Genomic DNA, 20,819 nt, shown 5'->3' with positions numbered 1-20,819 from the left:
TAATGTGGAGGGGTAGCGAAGTGGCTAAACGCGGCGGACTGTAAATCCGCTCCCTCAGGGTTCGGCAGTTCGAATCTGCCCCCCTCCACCATTTATAGGGGCATAGTTTAACGGTAGAACAGAGGTCTCCAAAACCTCCGGTGTGGGTTCGATTCCTACTGCCCCTGCCAAATTTATGACATCTTGAGATTATGGCGGTTGTGGCGAAGTGGTTAACGCACCAGATTGTGGCTCTGGCACTCGTGGGTTCGATTCCCATCAATCGCCCCATATTATCATTGGGCTATAGCCAAGCGGTAAGGCAACGGACTTTGACTCCGTCATGCGTTGGTTCGAATCCAGCTAGCCCAGTCTCACTTTTCATATCAACTGCATATGATGTATTAAGTCCATTAAAATGCGGAAGTAGTTCAGTGGTAGAACACCACCTTGCCAAGGTGGGGGTCGCGGGTTCGAATCCCGTCTTCCGCTCCAATTACGGCGGCATAGCCAAGTGGTAAGGCAGAGGTCTGCAAAACCTTTATCCCCGGTTCGAATCCGGGTGTCGCCTTTCTTTTGCCGGGGTGGTGGAATTGGCAGACACACAGGACTTAAAATCCTGCGGTAGGTGACTACCGTGCCGGTTCAAGTCCGGCCCTCGGCACCAATTTTACTTACATGGTAAGTTGAATTGGTGTTTGTGTCTTATCATTATAACTAATCTATAAATGATCTACTTATGTAGATCATTTTTTTATTGCTTTGATTTCTCATAACTGGCTAAGTTATGAGAAATCGATGATAGAGATTCTCTTAACACTTTCTATTTTATATTCCCAAAAAAACTTTTTTGAAATACGTTGACACATTATGAGATCCATGATATATTTATATTCGTCGGTTAGATACGACGTAAAAAACTTGCCGGTGTGGCGGAATTGGCAGACGCGCACGACTCAAAATCGTGTTCCTTCTGGAGTGTCGGTTCGACCCCGACCACCGGTATACTGAAGAACCCGTTTCTTATTTAGAAACGGGTTTTTATTTTATCGAAGAAAAGGAGCCTTAGCTCCTTTTTTTACTTACTCAGCGTATTGGTCTATGATCTCTTCTAGTACCTCTTCTAGCTCTTCTGCATCTTCAAGCTCTGATTGGCTGAAACGGACGCGTACAAGCTGTTCTCCGTCATTATACATCTCTTCCAGCCACCCTCGGAGTCCTCTTGCTCTGCGGTCGACTTCGAAAATGATTTCCAAACCGTCTTCTTCTAAAAGGAAAATGAGCTCTAATTCATCAAGCATCTGACGATAATATCCGGAAGTCGGAACGAACTCGAATTCTTGAACGAACGGAAGGCGACGCTGGAAGTAGGGTGCTTGTTCGCAGTCTGCTTCGTTAAGACGGAAGCCCAGGTTTTCGATAGCTCCCAGAACATTTTCAATCCAAGGGTGCGCTTCAACGAAAATGCGGTCATGATCAGATTTGTCGATACCGCCTTGAATGTCAAGGTCTGTCACCACGGCAACCTCTACTTTTCCTACAGTGATCGGCGTATCTAGAGGCAGAGTGAATGCGAACGGAAATTGATGCTCTTCTCCAGGCTGAATGGCAAATGAACCAGTGACCCGGAAAGAATGAATTGTAGCGTATTTCCGGTGCTCTTCGTCGTCTTTTACAATGACGTACTTGGTGTTAAGCTGTAAGTCAATATAGCGGATGTCCTGAGCGATTTTTCCGCCTTTGACGTGTACTGTTCCCCGGACTTCTTCTCCTGGAAAATATGTATCTTTCTCTAAAATTGTATCGACTTTTGCAGCTCCGATTCCGGCACTTGCCGCAAGTTTCTTAAAAAATGACATGTTTGATCTTCCCCTTTTTCTTTTTCTCAACAGGTATACGCAAGAAGGAGGAAAAAAGATTCATTTGATTCATACTTTTTTCCTATTATTCATCTAAGCCTAAGGGCAGACTAAGAATAATATTGAAAACAAAGGAGTAGGTGGAAGTGAATAAAGAAAATTTGGTTGCAGATGAATTACACAGAATGTTTTTGGCTGGTGAGCTGCAAATCACAGTAGAGGAGGATATAAACCATATTTCCGAAAGGCTGAGAAACGGCGATCTCAGTTTAGACCGATTAAGCGGTGAAGACGCGTTTATAAAAGAAACGGTAAACGAGGCTTTAAGAAGAGTGGAGCAATAAAAAAGAGACGGCATCTCATCTTTGAGATCCCGTCTCTTTTTGTGGTCTTTGCTGCAAGATTAAAGTGAATCGATTGAAATTGCTCACCCAAGCCACCCTTTTTCCAACAGAAGATCTGACAGTTCATCATGGAGATGGACAGTGGTATCTAATTTATCATGCAATGCTCTTCTGATGTGGGGATTTGCGGCTTCTGTTATTGCGACAGTGTAGTTGTTAATGTTGGTTTTTATTGTTGTTAACAAATCAAAAATGTCTTCGGGATAAAGACTCAATGAGCAAGCCACCTCCTTTGGTTTTTATAGCAGCTCCTGATAAGAAAGTATTTTGCTTTGTTTCTTGCTTCTATTCAAAATGCTATAATAAACAACAAATTTTGTTGGGGAGTGTAATGATGAAACAGATTATTGCGATGGGAGGCGGGGGTTTTTCGATGGAGCCGGAAAATTTGTCCCTCGATCAATATATCCTCAATCAATCGGAACGGGAGTCACCTCGTATTTGTTTTTTGCCGACCGCGAGTGGAGATTCCCAAAACTATATTCAGCGGTTTTATCATGCGTTTCAAACAATGGATTGTGTGCCGTCTCATTTATCCTTATTTAAGCCGCCGTCAACAGATTTAACTTCTTTTGTTATGGAAAAGGACGTGATCTATGTTGGCGGGGGAAATACGCGCAATATGCTTGTGCTGTGGAAGGAATGGGGGCTGGACTTTATTCTCAGAGAGGCATGGAAGAACGGAGTGATTTTAGCTGGATTAAGTGCAGGTGCGATATGCTGGTTTGAAGAAGGCGTGACAGATTCGGCCGGGCCGCTGACAAGTATGAAAAGTTTAGGTTTTTTGCAAGGGAGCTTTTGTCCTCATTATGACGGGGAAAAGGATCGGAGACCGGCATACCACCTGCTGATAGCTAACGAATTCTTGTGCAATGGCTATGCGGCGGACGATGGAGCGGCTCTCCATTTCATAAATGATCAGCTGTTTCAGACTGTGAGTTCAAGATCGGATGCAAAGGCATATCGGGTGATGAGAGATGAACATGGGATATCTGAAATCCCGTTGCCCGTCACATATTTGGATTCAATTAGCTGAATATTTTCTATATTCCTCTTTTTTTTCGATTGGTTTTATGTTAAGATGAGTCCGAAATCAATAGTTACTGGGGGTGCCCGCTTTCGGGCTGAGAGAGAAGGTAAGCTTCTTAACCCTTTGGACCTGATCTGGTTCGTACCAGCGTGGGGAAGTAGAGGAATTGTTTTTATTATTGTCGTGCTGGGCAATAATATGTTTCTTTCTGACTGTAACCGGGTTCATTTTTATGAATCCGGTTTTTTGTGCTGGTTATGGGCTTGATTTTGTCCTTTCAAACGTAGAGAGGGGAAGGATAAGTAATGCAAAACAATTCAGTGCAGCAAGCCAACATTTCTATTATGTCAAGTTTTTCTGGTAGCAAAAAGGTATACGTGGAAGGTTCTTCTTCAGACATCCAAGTGCCGATGAGGGAGATTACATTGAGTCCGACGACGGGATCGTTCAGCGAGGAGGAAAACGCGCCTGTGCGTGTCTATGATACAAGCGGACCGTATACGGACCCCGGAGTAACGATTAATATTCAAGAAGGATTAAAGCCGCTCCGCCAAAAGTGGATTACAGAGCGCGGTGATGTGGAAGAATATGAAGGTCGTGCAATAAAACCAGAAGATAATGGTTATAAAAAAGCAAATCTAAACGTAAGCTACCCAGGGCTAAAGCGGAAACCGCTGAGGGCGAAGGCTGGTCATAATGTCACCCAAATGCACTATGCCAAAAAGGGAATCATTACACCTGAGATGGAGTTTATCGCTATTCGAGAGCATGTGTCTCCCGAATTTGTAAGAGACGAGGTGGCAAGCGGCCGGGCAATCATTCCTTCAAACATTAATCACCCTGAAAGTGAGCCAATGATTATCGGCCGGAATTTTCATGTGAAGATTAATGCGAATATCGGGAATTCAGCTGTTACGTCATCCATTGAAGAGGAAGTGGAAAAAATGACGTGGGCCATCCGCTGGGGAGCAGATACAATGATGGATCTCTCTACAGGAAAAGATATTCATACGACGCGTGAATGGATTATTCGCAATTGTCCTGTTCCTGTGGGAACTGTTCCGATTTATCAGGCGCTTGAAAAAGTAAACGGCGTAGCGGAGGATTTAACGTGGGAGATTTATCGTGATACGCTGATCGAGCAGGCAGAGCAGGGTGTGGATTATTTTACGATTCACGCGGGTGTTTTGCTTAGGTATGTGCCGCTGACTGCCAAAAGGACAACTGGTATCGTGTCCCGCGGGGGCGCAATCATGGCACAGTGGTGTCTGGCTCACCATCAAGAAAGCTTTTTATACACTCATTTTGAAGAGATCTGTGAAATCATGAAAACATATGATATTGCGTTTTCTCTTGGGGATGGTCTGCGTCCCGGATCAATCGCCGATGCTAATGACGAAGCACAGTTTGCTGAATTAGAGACGCTTGGAGAGCTGACGCAAATCGCGTGGAAGCATGATGTTCAAGTGATGATTGAGGGTCCTGGACATGTTCCGATGCATAAAATCAAAGAGAACGTCGATAAACAAATGGACATTTGTAAAGAAGCGCCTTTTTATACATTAGGGCCGTTGACAACGGATATTGCCCCTGGATATGACCATATTACTTCAGCGATCGGAGCGGCGATGATCGGTTGGTATGGGACAGCAATGCTATGTTATGTAACGCCGAAGGAGCATTTAGGGCTGCCAAACCGTGATGATGTTCGTGAAGGAGTCATTACATATAAGATCGCTGCGCACGCTGCGGACCTTGCAAAAGGGCATCCCGGAGCGCAAATCCGCGATGATGCGTTATCGAAAGCCCGTTTTGAATTCCGCTGGCGGGATCAGTTTAATCTATCTCTTGATCCGGAAAGAGCGCTTGAATATCATGATGAAACTCTGCCGGCTGAAGGAGCAAAAACCGCTCACTTCTGTTCCATGTGCGGTCCAAAGTTTTGCAGCATGAGAATTTCTCAGGATATTCGAGATTATGCGAAGAAAAACGATCTCAGTGAAGCAGAAGCCATAAATAGAGGATTAAAAGAAAAAGCAAAAGAATTTGTCGATACGGGAAGCAATTTATATCAATAAAAAAGATGAAGATGGAGAATGCTCCATCTTCATTTTTTTAGAAAAACAGAGAACGTCGAAGCGGAGGAATACTCTGTTCAAAGCGGAAAACATTTTCTGGATCATATTTCGTTTTGACACGGCGGAGTCGTTCAACATTTTCGCCGTAATATGTTCTTGGCCAGTTTCTGATTTCGATATCTGGCCAATTTACGTAGTCCCCCATCGTTTCTCTCGAAAGGGATGTTCTCAGCTCCTCAATCCAGCGGACGTTTTGTCTTTTTTCTTCAGGGGATGTCCAGTTTGTTAGGTATTCCTGGGCAATGATTGCATCACGATAATAAAATGCTGTTTGGTCTGGAGCGATCCGTCCGGCTGCTCCGCCGAGCGACTGCTGCCAGATACTGGCATTTTGATTCGGAGCGTGCTCCAAAAAGTGTTTAATCGTTGAAATCGCACGTTCTGATAATGGCTTTTCAATGAAAGAGCCGGAGCGTTTCATTTTTTGAGGCTGATTGCCTCCCGGGCTGTTAAAAAAGGTTACCGCTTCAATGAAGGGCATTGCGATTACCATTCCGCTTATCGGGCTTCCTGCTTTCAATAAAGGCTTTAACAGTTTTTTTAACTCTGTTTTTGGACCGACAAATTGGCCGAGGGCCTCTATCCGGTTTACTTCTTTAGGCCAAAACTCTATTGATGAGGTAAGCCGGTCATCTGTATAGGGGGCCCAGTGCTGCCACGTGTTAAATACTTCTTTAAAATCATCCCAGCCCCATGTAATTGAAAAAATCGACACTTGAGAGATGGGCACTGCTTGAAATGTCATGGAGGTGACAATGCCGAAATTGCCGCCTCCGCCTCCCTGAGACGCCCAAAATAAGTCTGGATGGTTTGAAGAGCTGACTGTAACCAAATCACCGCCCTCTTTTTCGTCTGCTATTATCATCTCGAGATTCACGAGGCGGTCACAAGTAAGACCGGCAGCCCTTGTTAAAAGTCCAATACCTCCTCCGAGAGTTAAACCTGTGAGCCCTACATTAGCAATGGTGCCTGCGGGAAGCGTCAGGCCGTATTGCCAGAGAGTCCGATAGACTTCTCCCAATTCAGCGCCTGCTTCAATATAGGCAAGCTTTTTATCCTGATTTACAGTTATTTTTTTCATTTCGCTTAAATCAATAACAAGACCGTTATTTAAAAGGGAAAAGTTTTCATAGCTGTGCCTGCCGCCTCGAATACGGAAAGGCACACGGTTTTCACGCGCCCATTTCAGCGCATTGAGTGCATCTTGTTTGTTTTGGCAAAACACAATGATGTCAGGATACCTTTCTAAGCTCAGGTTAATATTGGTTCTTGCTTCGTTATAGTCCGGATCATCCCTTGTCACGATACGTCCGGTCAGTTTTGTCTTTTCCACACTCCCACATCTCTTTCTCACGTATTCTAGTTTCTCTAGCTTATGCGTCAGGGTAAAAGAGTGTATAAGGAAAAAGCGTGGATATAATCGAATAAAGCGTCAATATCTTAAAAATATAGTTGACAGGTCGGTATTGTATGAATTAACATGGTCAGTACAAATTTTCAAAACTGTCGCGCTGATCGGAACACCGAAGGCTCTTATTTTTAGATAAGGGCCTTTTTTGTATGAAAAAGGAGGGATTATTGATGGGAGTCAAAAAAGAAAAGGGAAGAAAACGATTCAGGAAGCGAAAAACCTACGGGAATCAGATTTTGCCGCTCGAGCTGCTGATTGAAAAAAACAAACGAGAGATTATAAACAGCGCGGAGCTCATGGAGGAAATTTATATGAAGATTGATGAGAAGCATACGCAATGCTTAACTAAATATAAAAAAACCCGCTGATTACAGCGGGTTTTTGCATTTCGATTAAGCATCTTTTTTAATCGGCAATCCAAGGCCTTCTGCGACGCGTTTTCCGTATTCAGGGTCCGCTTTATAGAAGTGCTCGATTTGACGGAGCTTGATTTCTTCTTTTTCTACCGGCTTCATAGCGTTAACAATATTTTCAACAAGGCGGGTACGTTCATCTTCGCTCATTAAACGATATAGGTCACCGGCTTGTGTATAGTGATCGTTGTGATCGTAGCTTACGCTGTCAGCGATACCTTGTACCGGATATGCTGCTTGCTTATCCTCAGGTGACTCTTTCGGGCCGCCGAAGCTGTTAGGCTCGTAGTATACAGATCCGCCGCCATTATTGTCAAAGCGCATTTGTCCGTCACGCTGATAATTGTTCACTTCGTTGCGTGCGCGGTTGATTGGCAGCGCTTGATGGTTTGCACCGACACGGTAGCGGTGTGCATCATGATAAGCAAACAGTCGGCCTTGAAGCATTTTATCCGGTGAAACATCAATACCAGGCACGAGTGTTCCAGGTGAGAATGTCGCTTGTTCTACTTCTGCAAAGTAGTTTTCCGGATTTCTGTCTAGAACCATGCGTCCGACCTCGATTAACGGGTAGTCTTTTTGAGACCAAACTTTTGTGACATCAAACGGATCGAAACGGTACGTATTTGCATCTTCTAAAGGCATGATTTGCACATATAGTTTCCATGCAGGGTAATCACCGTTTTCGATTGCGTTGAAAAGGTCTTCTGTATGGTAATCAGGATTTTCTCCGGCAATTTTTGCTGCCGTATTGACATCAAGGTTTTTCACGCCTTGTTCTGTTTTAAAGTGATATTTAATCCATACGCCTTCGCCTTCGGCATTTGTCCATTTGAATGTATGGCTTCCGAAGCCGTGCATGTGGCGAAGTGTCGCAGGAATTCCGCGGTCAGACATCAGGATTGTCACTTGGTGCAGTGACTCTGGTGAAAGTGACCAGAAATCCCATACAGCCGTAGGATTTTTCAGGTGTGTTTTTGGATCTCTTTTCTGTGTATGGATGAAATCAGGGAACTTAATCGCATCGCGGATAAAGAATACCGGCGTATTGTTGCCGACGATGTCGTAGTTTCCTTCTTCAGTATAAAATTTAACAGCAAATCCGCGTGGGTCGCGAACTGTGTCAGCCGAGCCAAGTTCACCGGCAACTGTTGAGAAACGGATGAACAGCGGTGTGCGTTTGCCGACTTCAGAAAGGAAAGCGGCTTTCGTATATTTTGTTACGTCGTTTGTCACTTCAAAATATCCGTGTGCGCCTGCTCCTTTAGCGTGAACAACACGTTCAGGAACACGTTCTCGGTTGAAATGGGCCAATTTTTCGAGTAAATGTACATCTTGAATTAAAGTTGGTCCGCGAGAACCGGCAGTCATTGAGTTTTGGTTATCTCCAACCGGAGCGCCCCAGCTAGTTGTCAGTTTATTTGAACTCATGTTATCACCTCTTGGAATTTATAAGAACATAATATCACCTCTAATTAAAAAGTCAATATTATTTTATAATTATTATAAAATAGTTATCTATATTAAGCGATATCTAGTATTGGAAATGGTGAAAAACCTTGTTATATCAGCTGTTGCATAGCATTTAATAATTTTCGGAGAAATCATTTTTTCTACTCTACTTGCGAAACAAGCAGAGTAAGTGATAAACAAGGATTAAAAACCGCATTTTAAAAAAGAGTTGACATATCGGAATAATTTGAATTAACATGTTATTCAAACAAAAAACAATTGGGCAGCTGATCGGACCGCCGAAGGCTCTCATCTCTACAAGAACAGAGATGGGGGCCTTTTTGTTTTTTGAAGGCGGGGTTGGCAGAAAGAGGGGATAAAAGTGGCTGTGACCATCAGCATCAAAGAAAAGTCATTTGTTCAAGAGGGCCGCCAAAACACGGTCTTAGAGAACATACAATTATCAATCGCACCAGGTGAATTTTTAACGCTTATCGGACCGAGCGGGTGCGGGAAAAGCACCCTGTTAAAGATTATTGCGGGACTTGATTCTGAATATGACGGGAGTGTTGAAATCAACGGCCGCAGCGTAACAGCTCCGGGGATTCAGCAAGGATTTATTTTTCAGGAGCACCGCCTCTTTCCTTGGCTGACAGTTGAGCAGAATATTGCCGCCGACTTGAATTTGAAGGACCCAAAAGTCAAACAGAAGGTGGATGAACTGATCGAGATTGTCAGATTGAAAGGATCGGAAAAAGCATATCCGCGCGAGCTGTCAGGCGGCATGTCACAAAGAGTTGCCATTGCCCGGGCCCTTCTGCGGGAGCCTGAGGTGCTTCTTTTAGATGAACCGTTTGGTGCACTTGACGCTTTTACAAGAAAACATCTGCAGGACGTGCTGCTGGAGATATGGAGGAGGAAAAAAACAACGATGATTCTCGTGACTCACGATATAGATGAATCTGTTTATTTAGGAAATGAGCTTGCGATCCTTAAGGCCAAACCGGGGAAAATCCATAAGCTGATGCCCATTCACCTGGCGTATCCGCGGAACCGGACGACTCCGGATTTCCAAGCGATCAGGCAGAAAGTGCTGTCGGAATTCGAGAAAACAGAAGATTTGGAGTACGCTGAAGGATCAGGGATATAGAAAGGGCGGAAGCGGAAATGAAAAAAAGGCTCATTGTATTGGCTGCCGTTATTTTTCTGCTCGCAGGCTGCGGAGCAAACGGAGCTAATGGTGATCACAAACAATTGAAGGAAATTCGTATTGGTATTCAGCAAAGCTTAAGCCCGCTTTTGATCGCGAAGGAGAAAGGCTGGTTCGAAGATGTATTTGAAAAAGAAGGCATCAAAGTGAAATGGGTGGAGTTTCAAAGCGGTCCGCCCCAATTTGAAGGCCTTGCGGCAGACAAACTTGATTTTTCTCAGGTCGGCAATTCGCCTGTGATCGCTGGACAGGCGGCAGGCATTGACTTTAAAGAAATCGGTTTGTCTCAGGACGGATTGAAAGCAAACGGCATCCTTGTGAATCAAGGCAGCGGCATTCAGGACGTCAAGGATTTAAAAGGGAAGAAAATTGCAGTCGCCAAAGGCAGCAGCGGGTTTGATTTTTTGTATAAAGCGCTTGATCAAGTCGGGTTGTCAGCTAATGATGTGACAATTATTCAGCTCCAGCCTGATGAAGCGGCTTCGGCGTTTGAAAACGGATCTGTTGATGCCTGGTCCATTTGGGAGCCGTACTTGTCATTAGAAACTATGAAACACGGAGCAAAAATCCTTGTGAACGGAGAAAGCACAGATTTATATTCACCGGGCTTTACTTTAGTAAGAACCAAGTTTTCAGAAGAGCATCCAGACGAAGTGGTCCGTTTTCTGAAGGTGTTTAATAAAGCCGTTGTATGGCAAAAGGAACATCTGGATGAAGCAGCGGACTTGTATGCAGACATTAAAGATCTCGATAAAAAGGTCGTCGAAAATGTGCTGAAGAATACTGAGCCCCTGAATGAGGTCATTAGAGACGATATTGTGAAAGCACAGCAGGAAACAGCAAATTTTCAATTTCGAACGCAGGCAATAGATAAGAAGATTGATGTGAAGGATGTTGTGGATAACACTTTTATCAAAAAAGCATTAAAGGAATATTCCTCAGGAGGTGATCAGTGATGAAAGCAGAGGCTGCGGGCTCGCTGCCCAAAACGAATGCGGAAGCAGTGCGAAAAAAGCTCGGAAGGAAGAAGTATGGCTGGACGAAGGGGCTTTTACTGCCCGCTGTCATCATTGCCATCTGGCAGATTATCGGCGCGCTGGGGCTTGTGTCCGCTACAGTGCTGCCTACGCCTGTTACGATTGCCCTGACCTTTAAGGAGCTTATTTTGTCCGGTGAGCTGTTCGGCCATCTGCAAATCAGCATTTATCGGGCGGCGCTTGGTTTTTTGCTTGGCGCGGGACTTGGATTGATGATCGGGATTTTGGCCGGATTCTCGAAACGAACGGAGCTGTATCTTGATCCGTCGTTGCAAATGCTTAGAACGGTACCTCATTTGGCCGTCACGCCGCTGTTTATTTTATGGTTCGGATTTGACGAAGTATCTAAAATTTTGCTGATTGCGCTCGGTGCCTTCTTTCCCGTCTATATCAATACGTTTAACGGTATCCGCGGAGTTGATGCGAAGCTGTTTGAAGTCGCTCGGGTCCTTGAATTTAAATGGCATCAGCAGATAACCAAAGTGATATTGCCGGCAGCCCTGCCCAATATATTGCTAGGCATTCGCTTATCGCTCGGCATTGCATGGCTCGGGCTCGTTGTAGCAGAGCTGATGGGCTCAAGCTCGGGAGTCGGCTATATGATTATGGATGCGAGACAATTTTCACAAACGAACAAAGTCTTTGCAGGGATTATCATTTTTGCAGTGGTTGGAAAGCTGACGGATTCCTTCGTCAGGCTGCTTGAACGAAAGCTGTTAAAGTGGAGAAACAGCTACGAAGGATAGAGTATCTAAGGGGGATGAATATGGAAATTCTTTGGTTTATACCGACTCATGGAGACGCGAGATATTTAGGATCTGAAAGTGATGGACGGACTGCGGATCATCTTTACTTTAAACAAATCGCGCAGGCGGCAGACAGGCTGGGATATACAGGGGTTCTTCTGCCGACGGGAAGATCGTGCGAGGACCCGTGGCTTACAGCGTCGGCGCTGGCAGGAGAAACAAAGGACTTGAAATTTTTAGTCGCGGTAAGACCTGGTTTAATGCAGCCTTCTTTAGCAGCCAGAATGACATCCACCCTAGACCGCATTTCAGACGGACGGCTGCTGATCAACGTTGTGGCAGGGGGCGATCCGTATGAGCTGGCAGGTGATGGCCTGTTTATCAGTCATGATGAGCGCTATGAAGCAACAGACGAATTTTTAACCGTTTGGCGAAAACTTTTGCAGGGAGAAACGGTTTCCTATGAAGGAAAGCATATAAAAGTGGAAAACAGCAATCTGCTTTTCGCCCCGCAGCAAGCGCCGCATCCGCCTATCTATTTCGGTGGATCGTCGCAGGCAGGGATTGAAGCTGCCGCAAAGCATACAGACGTGTACTTGACATGGGGGGAGCCGCCTGAACAAGTAAAAGAAAAGATTGAGAGAGTCAAAAAGCAGGCGGAAAAAGAAGGGAGATCTGTCCGGTTTGGCATTAGGCTGCATGTCATTGCCCGTGAAACTGAACAAGAGGCGTGGGAAGCGGCTGAGCGCTTGATCAGCCACTTGGATGATGACACCATTGCCAAAGCGCAGGCTGCTTTAAGCCGTTACGACTCTTCAGGCCAGCAGCGGATGGCCGTTCTTCATCAAGGCGATCGGACGAAGCTTGAAATCAGCCCGAATCTGTGGGCGGGGATCGGTCTGGTCAGAGGAGGGGCAGGAACAGCCCTTGTCGGTGATCCGCAGACTATTGCCGACCGGATAGCGGAGTATCAGGCACTCGGCATAGAATCATTTATATTCTCCGGCTATCCGCATCTAGAAGAAGCGTATTATTTTGCAGAGCTTGTATTTCCACTTTTGCCGTTTGAAAACGATCGGACGAGAAAGCTTCAGAACAAAAGGGGAGAAGCAGTAGGAAACACTTATTTTGTCAAAGAGAAAAATGCATGAGTTTAATTAAAATACAGCCCCCGAATATGGTATGATTTTCAAAAAGGGGGCTGTTTTTCTGAAAACATTGAGAAGCGCAGCAGTCATTTGCCTGATAGCTATGCTGTCAGCATGCGGACATTCAAAACAGATGGAAATCAAAGCAGCGGACATATCAGATTTTGAAAAAAACAGAATGGATGTTGCAGCTTCACAGGCATTCACTGCTGAAGCCGTCAATATCGGTGAAGGTATTTCTTCAGCTGACATGTACATCGAACATTATCAAAAGGGAAAGCTTGTTGAGACGGTTGGCCCAGTTCGTGCAGATTATTCAGAGGAAAAAACCGATACTATACAATTCGTTTATTTTGTGAATGAAGAGGGGGAAGGAAAGGATAAACACACCACCATTCATTTTGGCATTGTGGATAAACAGGGAAATATAGCAGCTGATTCATCGGTGAAACGTGACGATAGCGCAACACAGGAAATGACTCAGAATATTTCATCGCCGGAACCGATTTCTTTCGAGAAGCCTGTTTTGATTGGTAGCAGTATTAGAGGGACTGACGAGACAATGCATACCTCTGAACATAAAAAAGAGCTCATTAAGCATCAAGATGCGTTACTGTATTATGTGAAATTGCATCATTAGAAACGGGCGGCTTCAGGCCGTCTGTTTTACAAAGCGGTATGCTTGCTTTTTTGAGTGGTGCATGATACATTTTAAATCGTAATAATTTCGATTTGTTAAGGGGGCTATGTGACTTGGCTAAAAAATCAAAAGTGGCAAAAGAGTTAAAACGACAACAGCTTGTTGAACAATACGCTGATATCAGACGCGAGTTGAAGGAAAAAGGAGATTACGAGGCACTCAGCAAGCTGCCAAAAGATTCAGCGCCGGGAAGGCTCCACAATCGCTGCATGGTAACGGGGCGCCCGAGAGGATATATGAGAAAGTTTAAAATGTCCAGAATCGCTTTTAGGGAGCTGGCCCATAAAGGCCAGATTCCCGGTGTGAAAAAAGCAAGCTGGTAAGAAAAAACTCCGGCCGATTACAGTGCGCCGGAGTTTTTTTCGTTTTTCTTGAAAGAGATGACGTAGGAAAGGTGCTGGATGATCATGATGACAAACACAATAATAATAGGGAAAAACGGCATGCGCGATTGAAAAAGCGGATAAAAAATGAGAAGCACCGCAGCGGCAGGCAGCGAGAAGTAGACAGCGATATATGAAGCGCGGCATGCTTTTGCCGTCATCATCTGCTCTCTTTCATCCTGCTCTTCAAATTCATCAGGCAGAAGAAGCTGCTTTCTGGCAGGGCGGCTTTTTTTCTGTAAGTACAAATAAACCGCAGTCGCCGCAATAAACAGAACAAAGGGGGTGAGGTTTATTTCAAACACCGTCCCGCCGCTCTTTGTGCGGAAAAAAGATGCTATGCCTTCCGAGGCTTCAAAGTATGAAATCAGCGTCCAGCATGCAAGGCCAAATAACACCAGTTGAAAAGCTGCTTTTGTTTTCATGCTCATCTTAGTTTTCCTCCTCTAACCAAAAGACATCCTCCATTTTCATGGAGAAGGCTTTGCAGATTTTCAATGCTAACAGCAGTGAGGGAACATAATCGCCTTTTTCAATGGCTGCCACAGTCTGTCTTGTGACGCCGACCGTTTCTCCGAGTTTTTCCTGAGAATAGCCGAAGCGTGCCCTCAGCTCTTTTACTTTATTTTTCATCATGACGTCTGTCCCCTTCACTTTCTTGTTTCATTATATTGTATAGTATACTTAACATTATGTAAATGATACTTAACAACTTTACAAAAAGATAACTTTTTTTCGACAAAATTTTTATATTCCCTTGACGAAAAATAAATAAACCTGTAATATAAGAACAGTCAAAGCGGTACTGTTACTGACATTCACAAATGCGGGTGTAGTTTAGTGGTAAAACCTCAGCCTTCCAAGCTGATGTCGTGAGTTCGATTCTCATCACCCGCTCCATACATACGTTATTAACGCAGTGTTTCGTTTCTCGGATAAACGAAGTATTGCGTTTTTTTATGTAAAAAAGAACACGTTATTCGTGTTCTTTTACGTAAGCCAATGTACTGTATGGGTGCCGCCGTGAATTTGTTCAAACATTTTCGTTAATGATGATAAGAGTTTAACAGCGCTGCTTTTCTCAATGGATGGCGGGAAAAAAATGATTTGCAGCATATTTTTGGTCTCGTTTGAAACGGGATGTTGATTGAAGCTGTTTTTAAAATCGCCAAAAATGCCGTTTTCATCAGAGAAAAGCAGGATGTTTTCTTTTTCTCCCAATGAGATCCGGACAGACTCATGAAGCTTTCCGGCATCATAAATCATAATGGGCAGAGAATATTTTAATGCGAAAAAATCGATTGTGTCATGGGCCGAGTCCTTACTTTCCATGAATTGTTCTTTTGATATCGGGATTAGCATGTCCTCCATTGGGGTTGTTTCTCCCTCAAATGAAGGGTTAAGCTGTTTAAAGAGTTCCCGCCATTCCTTGACGAAGGGTTCATCGGGTATACCGCCGTCTGCATAGTCGAAAAACAGGGACTCCTGGAATAGACGGAGTCTGCCTTTCAGCATTTGCGGTGAGGAGCCGACTTCGATATTCTCATAAATGACAGCTGCTGCATGTAAGCCAGCCGCACGTTCAGTAATAACAGAATCAAGTTTGATATTCACTAGCATTCACTCCAGTTACGTGATATCAACCTATTATAAACGCTGTATCGTTTTATCACAAAGAAAGGAGGCTGTGCAAAACATGAACGTTTATCAGCTCAAAGAAGAATTAATTGAATACGCGAAAAGCATTGGCGTGGACAAGATTGGTTTTACGACCGCTGATACTTTTGACAGTTTAAAAGACCGTTTGATTCTTCAAGAATCACTCGGCTATCTCTCCGGCTTTGAAGAGCCGGATATTGAGAAAAGGGTGACGCCGAAGCTTCTGTTGCCGAAAGCGAAATCAATAGTGGCGATTGCTCTCGCATATCCTTCCAGAATGAAGGATGCGCCAAGAAGCACGAGATCTGAGCGCAGGGGCATTTTTTGCAGAGCCTCCTGGGGCAAAGACTATCATGATGTGCTGAGGGAAAAGCTCGATCTGCTGGAGGAATTTCTAAAAAGCAAGCATGAGGATATCAGAACGAAGTCAATGGTTGATACAGGTGAATTGTCTGATCGCGCCGTTGCGGAACGTGCCGGCATCGGATTCAGCGCGAAAAACTGTATGATCACAACGCCAGAGTATGGCTCTTATGTGTATTTGGCGGAAATGATCACAAATATCCCTTTCGATCCTGATGTGCCGATTGAAGATATGTGCGGCTCCTGCACGAAATGTTTGGACGCCTGTCCGACGGGAGCACTGGTTAATCCGGGGCAGCTTAATGCGCAGCGCTGCATCTCTTTTCTGACCCAGACAAAAGGATTTTTGCCTGATGAATTCCGGACAAAGATCGGAAACCGCCTGTATGGGTGCGATACGTGCCAAACGGTATGTCCTCTCAATAAAGGGAAGGACTTTCATCTTCATCCGGAAATGGAGCCTGATCCTGAGATTGCCAAACCGTTATTGAAGCCGCTCTTGACCATCAGCAATCGGGAATTTAAGGAGAAATTCGGTCATGTCTCAGGTTCTTGGCGCGGAAAAAAACCGATTCAGCGAAACGCCATTCTCGCGCTTGCGCATTTTAAGGATACCTCCGCACTGCCTGAATTGGCGGATCTGATGCACAAGGACCCGCGTCCTGTCATCAGGGGGACAGCCGCATGGGCAATCGGTAAAATCGGAGACACCGTATACATGGAAGAGCTTGAAAAAGCGCTGGAAAAAGAGAAGGATGAAGAGGCAAAGCTGGAAATTGAAAAAGGAATTGAGTTGCTAAAAGCTTCAGGCATGACTAAACAAGGCCTGTCCTGACATACGTATAGAGCAGAAGGAAAAAACACTTGAGATCATCCAAGTGTTTTTTCTCTATAAAAAAGTATGGCGGGTGGGGTGAGCTTGAAGCACATTTTAGAACAATTAGCGGAGGAGCGGCTGGGCTTTCTGGTTAACGGGCATGATATGAGACAGGAGTCTCAAGTCGGAGACCTTAAAGTCATGGAGCGTAAGAAAAAGCTTCTGGAAAAACGTAAAGTTGACATCATAAAAGCGAAAGCAAAGGCCGTGATTAATCATGTGCGGGTTGAGGATGACGGAACGACCTGCCTTTCGTATACCATCCATTACGAATACGTGTGTAAGGAACAGGACGACAGCTTGTATATAGAAGAGCACATAGAGGAGCGAAGGGCTTTCCTGTATGATCACATTTTGATTAGTGATCAGGAAATTGCGAAAAAGCCGGCTGGATTTCATGAAGGGACCAGCATTATTGACTATTCTGAAGAGGAAAGAGAAGCGTTTGGCAGGGCTTTTCAATACGATCGTCTCGGCGCTGTGCAATATGCCGAGAAATTTTGGAACAAGCGCAATCCTGCTTATAAAAATTTCAGCGATAACTGTACCAATTTTATTTCTCAGTGTCTTCATGCGGGAGGCGCGCCAATGCGCGGCCATCCGAACAGAGGATCAGGCTGGTGGATGAAACAAAGCTCATGGAGCTACAGCTGGACGGTGGCTCATTCGATGAAAATGTATTTGTCGAATTCAAAGGCCGGACTGCGTGCGGTGCGGGTGAAATCAGCGGAAGAACTGATGCCGGGCGATGTGATTTGCTATGACTTCGAAGGAGACGGCCGGTTTAATCATACAACGATTGTCGTGGCAAAGGACAAAGGCAATATGCCGCTTGTTAACGCCCAGACCTATGACAGCCGGATGAGGTATTGGTCATATGAGGATTCAACGGCATACACGCCGTCAATACGATATGCTTTTTTTCATATCGTTGATGATACGACAAAAGAGTAATTAATGTTATAATGATGGGCGGATAAGAAAAACAGAGGTGAACATTGTGGCATTACATGTCGTTTTATATCAACCAGAAATTCCCGCTAACACAGGGAATATTGCGCGTACTTGTGCAGCAACCAATACTACGCTCCACCTGATTCGTCCGCTCGGCTTTTCAACGGATGATAAAATGCTGAAGCGTGCCGGACTCGATTATTGGGAGTTTGTTAATGTTGTGTATCATGATTCGTTAGAGGAATTGTTTGAGGCATATGAAAAAGGCCAATTTTTCTTTATTACGAAATTTGGCCAGCAGCCTCATACATCATTTGATTACACTGATCTTGACGAGGATTATTTCTTTGTGTTCGGAAGAGAAACAAGCGGTTTGCCAAAGGATTTAATTCAAAATAATATGGACCGCTGCCTGCGTCTTCCAATGACAGAGCACGTCAGATCGTTAAACCTGTCCAACACTGCCGCGATTCTCGTTTATGAAGCGCTGCGTCAGCAAAATTACCGTGATTTAAAATAGTGAAAAACCCGCTCATCGCTGATGGGCGGTTTTTTTGTGCCTGTTGAAATACTTTGTTTCGTTTTCGGGCTTAACAACGTAACAGTGTTATGTTACAATGTACCCATCAAAGGAGCTGGACTTATGGAGGAACAATTAATCTCTAAAAAAGAATTACTTGAAAGAACATCGATTTCATACGGTCAGCTGTATCGATGGAAGCGAAAAAATTTAATACCCGAGGAATGGTTTATTCGCAAATCCACTTTCACAGGGCAGGAGACGTTTTTTCCGAGGGAGGATATTTTAAAACGTATCTCAATGATTCAAAAAATGAAGGAAAACTTGTCTCTGGATGAAATGAGGGAAATGCTGTCACCGAAGATGAAGGATGTCAGCATGACCGCTGATGAATTGCTGCGTAAAGGTTTGATCTCAAAGCCTGCACTTGAAGTCTATTCAGAAGACGGAAGTAGTCCGGTTTTTTCATCCCCCGACTTGCTGTCGCTGTATGTGCTTGAAGGACTGCTGCAGTCTGGAAATGTCAGCTTGGCAGAAGCAAAAATGGCTGCAGAGGTATTGAAGAAGCATGATACTGAAAAGATTGAAAAACAGACGGAACTGATTGTGCTGCGCAAGCTCGGTGTTACAACTTGTTTTATAGCGGCTGCGGCAGACAGCATTTTGTTTGAATCATCCGTCAAGGTTGTGGAACGGGTAGATTTATTAAAAGCTTCAGAGGAATTAAAAACAACATATATGCAGGAGGGCCAACAATGGATGTAGTGGAAAAGTTAGTGATAAATGGATCGGGAAGTTCAAAGGGAGGAACATTTCAATCAGTTGAGATTAACGGAAGCGGAACAGTGGCTGGAGACGTGGAGTGTGACACTTTTTCTTTTAATGGAACGGGAAAAGCTGACGGCAGCGTCAAAGCGAAAACGGTAACCATCAGCGGTTCAGGAAAGATACATGGAGACGTTGAAGCTGAATCTATTCGGATTAATGGCACTGGTTTTATTCAAGGAGAGGCATCAGCAAAACAATTGAAAATCGCTGGATCATCAACATTTGGCGGGACTGTCAAGGCTGATGAGATTGACATTAGCGGAAAAACCATTATGGAAGCGGATTGTGAAACGGAAACCTTTCAATCAGAAGGGAAATGCAAAATCAGCGGTCTTTTAAATGCAGACCAAGTGACCATTAAGCTTTGTTCCGGGGAAAGCGATGTACGGGAGATCGGCTGCCGCCATCTTCAAGTGACCTGCAGAAAAGGAATGCTGACATTACTCAGATTGATGCCGCAGCCTGTTCTAACGGCAGAGCTGATCGAAGGTGACGTGATTGAATTGACAAATACAAAGGCGAAAACCGTGCGCGGAAATAAAGTGATAATCGGTCCGGATTGCCGGATTGAAACCGTCGAATACAGCGGTGACTATACTTGTGATCCAAGCGCATTGGTAGAAACATGCACGAAGGTGTGAGGAGGAACGTAATGGAGACAACAAAACTGGGAAATTTAAAATTATATGGCGCTGGCCATGCCGCCGGAGGCACGTATCACAATGTCGTCATCAAAGGTGAAGGTGTGGTCGGTGATGGGCTGTCTGCTGCGGGCTGCCGCATATTCGGAACAGGCTGCTTTCTCGGGACTGCAGAGACTGAGCGGCTGCGTGTGTTCGGAGAAAGTGAGTTTAAAGGCAATCTGACCGCGGGAAGAATCAATATTTTTGGCACAATGAAAGTCAGCGGCTCACTTCAATTTGATCGCTTTAATTTGAAGGGCCTGACAGAGATTTCCGGGAGTATGACTGGAGAATCGTGCGATGTGAAAGGGAAGCTTAGCGTAAAAGGTGATTGTGAAACAGAAAGGTTCCATGGAACAGGCTGTGTTGATGTATCAGGGTTATTAAATGCTGGTGACATCAAGCTAGGATTGAGCCATGATATAAGCCATGTGCGCGAAATCGGCGGAACAACAATTACTGTGAAAAGACGCACGAGCTTTTTTAACCGGAAGAAAGTGAAACTGATCGCAGACGTCATAGAAGGAGATAAGGTTTATTTGGAGAATACCGATGCGGCAGTTGTCAGGGGAAAAGAAGTGATTATCGGGCCGGGATGCAGTATCGGAACAATTGAGTACGAAAACAGATACGAATGTGATCAACATTCACAGATTAAAGAAAAAACAAAACTGTAAAACATTGTTCTGTTATACAAAAAGGGTGCTCTTTCAGGAGCACCCTTTTTATTCTTTTCCAGGCTTGCTATCGTATCCTGCAGTAAAAATTGATACTAAAAAAGTGACAATGACCCCCATCATGATGATTGTTTTCACCGTCTCTCCCCCTCTTCAATTTTTCCGTGCTGTCCGAGTCTGGATGATTCTGTATTTTTCTTTATTATGAACGGTCGCAGTCGGCCTTGTCAACGATGTATAAGTATCTTTATTTTTAAGAAACCAAAGCATGTATCACGAGTTGGCGGCATAGATTGTAACAAAGTACCTTATTTGCATAGTGTATCAAACATGATAGAGGAGGTCCTT

Annotated in this window: 22 protein-coding genes, 9 tRNA genes, 1 pseudogene and 1 riboswitch; of the genes and pseudogenes, 25 read left to right on the top strand and 7 right to left on the bottom strand. The window is 44.5% G+C overall.

Annotated features, from left to right (window positions below; translation table 11 throughout):
• Nucleotides 1-6: 6 nt before the first annotated feature.
• The 8 genes from NZD81_RS11280 to NZD81_RS11245 all read left to right on the top strand — a co-directional run bounded on the left by NZD81_RS11280 (nt 7) and on the right by NZD81_RS11245 (nt 984).
• Nucleotides 7-91 (top strand) — tRNA-Tyr (locus NZD81_RS11280).
• A 5-nt stretch (nt 92-96) separates the two neighbouring features.
• A tRNA-Trp gene (locus NZD81_RS11275) sits at nt 97-170 on the top strand.
• 24 nt (nt 171-194) lie between these two features.
• A tRNA-His gene (locus NZD81_RS11270) sits at nt 195-270 on the top strand.
• A 9-nt stretch (nt 271-279) separates the two neighbouring features.
• Nucleotides 280-351: transfer RNA gene (locus tag NZD81_RS11265), tRNA-Gln, on the top strand.
• 48 nt (nt 352-399) lie between these two features.
• Nucleotides 400-474 (top strand) — tRNA-Gly (locus NZD81_RS11260).
• 5 nt (nt 475-479) lie between these two features.
• Nucleotides 480-550 (top strand) — tRNA-Cys (locus NZD81_RS11255).
• A gap of 7 nt (nt 551-557) precedes the next feature.
• Nucleotides 558-646: transfer RNA gene (locus NZD81_RS11250), tRNA-Leu, on the top strand.
• Nucleotides 647-902: 256 nt separating this feature from the next.
• Nucleotides 903-984, top strand: a tRNA-Leu gene (locus tag NZD81_RS11245).
• Nucleotides 985-1,061: 77 nt separating this feature from the next.
• On the opposite strand, the gene spo0M is transcribed toward NZD81_RS11245, so the two are convergent.
• Nucleotides 1,062-1,838, bottom strand: coding sequence for a sporulation control protein Spo0M (gene spo0M / locus NZD81_RS11240; protein ID WP_282374103.1), 777 nt, complete (start codon nt 1,836-1,838; stop codon nt 1,062-1,064).
• A gap of 140 nt (nt 1,839-1,978) precedes the next feature.
• Between spo0M and NZD81_RS11235 the strand changes: the two genes are divergently transcribed.
• The gene (locus NZD81_RS11235; protein ID WP_014663285.1) at nt 1,979-2,182 is read left to right on the top strand and encodes a hypothetical protein; all 204 of its coding nucleotides are present in this window, start codon (nt 1,979-1,981) and stop codon (nt 2,180-2,182) included.
• Nucleotides 2,183-2,265: 83 nt separating this feature from the next.
• Here NZD81_RS11235 and NZD81_RS21285 read toward each other — a convergent pair.
• Nucleotides 2,266-2,535: pseudogene (locus NZD81_RS21285) on the bottom strand (spore coat protein).
• Nucleotides 2,536-2,576: 41 nt separating this feature from the next.
• Here NZD81_RS21285 and NZD81_RS11225 point away from each other — a divergent pair.
• On the top strand, nt 2,577-3,278 hold the full coding sequence (locus tag NZD81_RS11225) for a Type 1 glutamine amidotransferase-like domain-containing protein (RefSeq protein ID WP_147772415.1): 702 nt from the start codon (nt 2,577-2,579) through the stop codon (nt 3,276-3,278).
• A 59-nt stretch (nt 3,279-3,337) separates the two neighbouring features.
• Nucleotides 3,338-3,445, top strand: a riboswitch (TPP riboswitch).
• 132 nt (nt 3,446-3,577) lie between these two features.
• The gene (gene thiC, locus NZD81_RS11220; protein ID WP_282374104.1) at nt 3,578-5,350 is read left to right on the top strand and encodes a phosphomethylpyrimidine synthase ThiC; all 1,773 of its coding nucleotides are present in this window, start codon (nt 3,578-3,580) and stop codon (nt 5,348-5,350) included.
• Nucleotides 5,351-5,387: 37 nt separating this feature from the next.
• Here the strand turns inward: thiC and NZD81_RS11215 are convergent, their stop codons facing one another.
• Nucleotides 5,388-6,743, bottom strand: a complete 1,356-nt coding sequence (locus NZD81_RS11215) for an FAD-binding oxidoreductase (protein WP_282374105.1) — start codon at nt 6,741-6,743, stop codon at nt 5,388-5,390.
• 248 nt (nt 6,744-6,991) lie between these two features.
• On the opposite strand from NZD81_RS11215, the gene senS reads away from it, so the two are divergent.
• A complete protein-coding gene (gene senS / locus NZD81_RS11210) occupies nt 6,992-7,189 on the top strand; it encodes a transcriptional regulator SenS (protein WP_147771673.1) in 198 nt (65 codons plus the stop codon).
• Nucleotides 7,190-7,213: 24 nt separating this feature from the next.
• Here senS and katA read toward each other — a convergent pair whose 3' ends face one another.
• Nucleotides 7,214-8,665 (bottom strand): catalase KatA, encoded by a 1,452-nt coding sequence (gene katA / locus NZD81_RS11205; protein WP_069149242.1) that lies wholly within the window; start codon nt 8,663-8,665, stop codon nt 7,214-7,216.
• 403 nt (nt 8,666-9,068) lie between these two features.
• On the opposite strand from katA, the gene NZD81_RS11200 reads away from it, so the two are divergent.
• The 6 genes from NZD81_RS11200 (at nt 9,069) to rpsN (ending at nt 13,850) form a co-directional block, all read left to right on the top strand.
• The gene (locus NZD81_RS11200; RefSeq protein WP_147771674.1) at nt 9,069-9,836 is read left to right on the top strand and encodes an ABC transporter ATP-binding protein; all 768 of its coding nucleotides are present in this window, start codon (nt 9,069-9,071) and stop codon (nt 9,834-9,836) included.
• A 17-nt stretch (nt 9,837-9,853) separates the two neighbouring features.
• A complete protein-coding gene (locus NZD81_RS11195) occupies nt 9,854-10,852 on the top strand; it encodes an aliphatic sulfonate ABC transporter substrate-binding protein (RefSeq protein ID WP_205440550.1) in 999 nt (332 codons plus the stop codon).
• A complete protein-coding gene (locus NZD81_RS11190; RefSeq protein ID WP_205440551.1) occupies nt 10,849-11,679 on the top strand; it encodes an ABC transporter permease in 831 nt (276 codons plus the stop codon). The genes NZD81_RS11195 and NZD81_RS11190 overlap by 4 nt, the downstream gene beginning before the upstream one ends.
• A gap of 20 nt (nt 11,680-11,699) precedes the next feature.
• The gene (gene ssuD / locus NZD81_RS11185) at nt 11,700-12,830 is read left to right on the top strand and encodes an FMNH2-dependent alkanesulfonate monooxygenase (RefSeq protein ID WP_040083650.1); all 1,131 of its coding nucleotides are present in this window, start codon (nt 11,700-11,702) and stop codon (nt 12,828-12,830) included.
• Between the two features lie 100 nt (nt 12,831-12,930).
• Nucleotides 12,931-13,467: a hypothetical protein gene (locus NZD81_RS11180; RefSeq protein ID WP_069150758.1), complete on the top strand. Its 537-nt coding sequence runs from the start codon at nt 12,931-12,933 to the stop codon at nt 13,465-13,467.
• A 113-nt stretch (nt 13,468-13,580) separates the two neighbouring features.
• Nucleotides 13,581-13,850 (top strand): 30S ribosomal protein S14, encoded by a 270-nt coding sequence (gene rpsN, locus NZD81_RS11175; protein ID WP_040083649.1) that lies wholly within the window; start codon nt 13,581-13,583, stop codon nt 13,848-13,850.
• A 17-nt stretch (nt 13,851-13,867) separates the two neighbouring features.
• Here the strand turns inward: rpsN and NZD81_RS11170 are convergent, their stop codons facing one another.
• Together NZD81_RS11170 and NZD81_RS11165 are read right to left on the bottom strand one after the other, a co-directional pair.
• Complete coding sequence (locus NZD81_RS11170; protein WP_040083648.1) at nt 13,868-14,341, bottom strand: hypothetical protein; 474 nt, start codon at nt 14,339-14,341, stop codon at nt 13,868-13,870.
• 1 nt (nt 14,342) lies between these two features.
• Nucleotides 14,343-14,543, bottom strand: coding sequence for a helix-turn-helix transcriptional regulator (locus NZD81_RS11165; RefSeq protein WP_009966860.1), 201 nt, complete (start codon nt 14,541-14,543; stop codon nt 14,343-14,345).
• A 193-nt stretch (nt 14,544-14,736) separates the two neighbouring features.
• Between NZD81_RS11165 and NZD81_RS11160 the strand changes: the two genes are divergently transcribed.
• Nucleotides 14,737-14,810: transfer RNA gene (locus NZD81_RS11160), tRNA-Gly, on the top strand.
• Nucleotides 14,811-14,900: 90 nt separating this feature from the next.
• Here the strand turns inward: NZD81_RS11160 and NZD81_RS11155 are convergent.
• Complete coding sequence (locus tag NZD81_RS11155; protein WP_040083647.1) at nt 14,901-15,524, bottom strand: B3/B4 domain-containing protein; 624 nt, start codon at nt 15,522-15,524, stop codon at nt 14,901-14,903.
• Between the two features lie 82 nt (nt 15,525-15,606).
• Here NZD81_RS11155 and queG point away from each other — a divergent pair, with 82 nt between their 5' ends.
• The 6 genes from queG (at nt 15,607) to NZD81_RS11125 (ending at nt 20,471) form a co-directional block, all read left to right on the top strand.
• On the top strand, nt 15,607-16,767 hold the full coding sequence (queG, locus tag NZD81_RS11150; RefSeq protein ID WP_103031783.1) for a tRNA epoxyqueuosine(34) reductase QueG: 1,161 nt from the start codon (nt 15,607-15,609) through the stop codon (nt 16,765-16,767).
• 66 nt (nt 16,768-16,833) lie between these two features.
• Nucleotides 16,834-17,763 (top strand): amidase domain-containing protein, encoded by a 930-nt coding sequence (locus NZD81_RS11145; RefSeq protein ID WP_083252829.1) that lies wholly within the window; start codon nt 16,834-16,836, stop codon nt 17,761-17,763.
• Nucleotides 17,764-17,800: 37 nt separating this feature from the next.
• Nucleotides 17,801-18,283, top strand: a complete 483-nt coding sequence (trmL, locus tag NZD81_RS11140) for a tRNA (uridine(34)/cytosine(34)/5-carboxymethylaminomethyluridine(34)-2'-O)-methyltransferase TrmL (RefSeq protein ID WP_003233442.1) — start codon at nt 17,801-17,803, stop codon at nt 18,281-18,283.
• Between the two features lie 123 nt (nt 18,284-18,406).
• Entirely contained in the window at nt 18,407-19,048 is a 642-nt protein-coding gene (locus NZD81_RS11135) for a YhbD family protein (protein ID WP_282374106.1), read from the top strand.
• The gene (locus NZD81_RS11130) at nt 19,039-19,752 is read left to right on the top strand and encodes a bactofilin family protein (RefSeq protein WP_282374107.1); all 714 of its coding nucleotides are present in this window, start codon (nt 19,039-19,041) and stop codon (nt 19,750-19,752) included. Before NZD81_RS11135 ends, NZD81_RS11130 begins: the two co-directional genes overlap by 10 nt.
• 11 nt (nt 19,753-19,763) lie before the next feature.
• Nucleotides 19,764-20,471 (top strand): hypothetical protein, encoded by a 708-nt coding sequence (locus NZD81_RS11125; RefSeq protein WP_282374108.1) that lies wholly within the window; start codon nt 19,764-19,766, stop codon nt 20,469-20,471.
• The last annotated feature ends 348 nt before the right edge of the window (nt 20,472-20,819 follow it).

The sequence above is a fragment of the Bacillus sp. B.PNR1 genome (assembly GCF_030386235.1).
Taxonomy (GTDB): Bacteria; Bacillota; Bacilli; order Bacillales; family Bacillaceae; genus Bacillus; species Bacillus stercoris.
The sequence above is the reverse complement of the archived record's forward strand: the minus strand, read 5'-3'. Positions and strand labels throughout refer to the sequence as shown.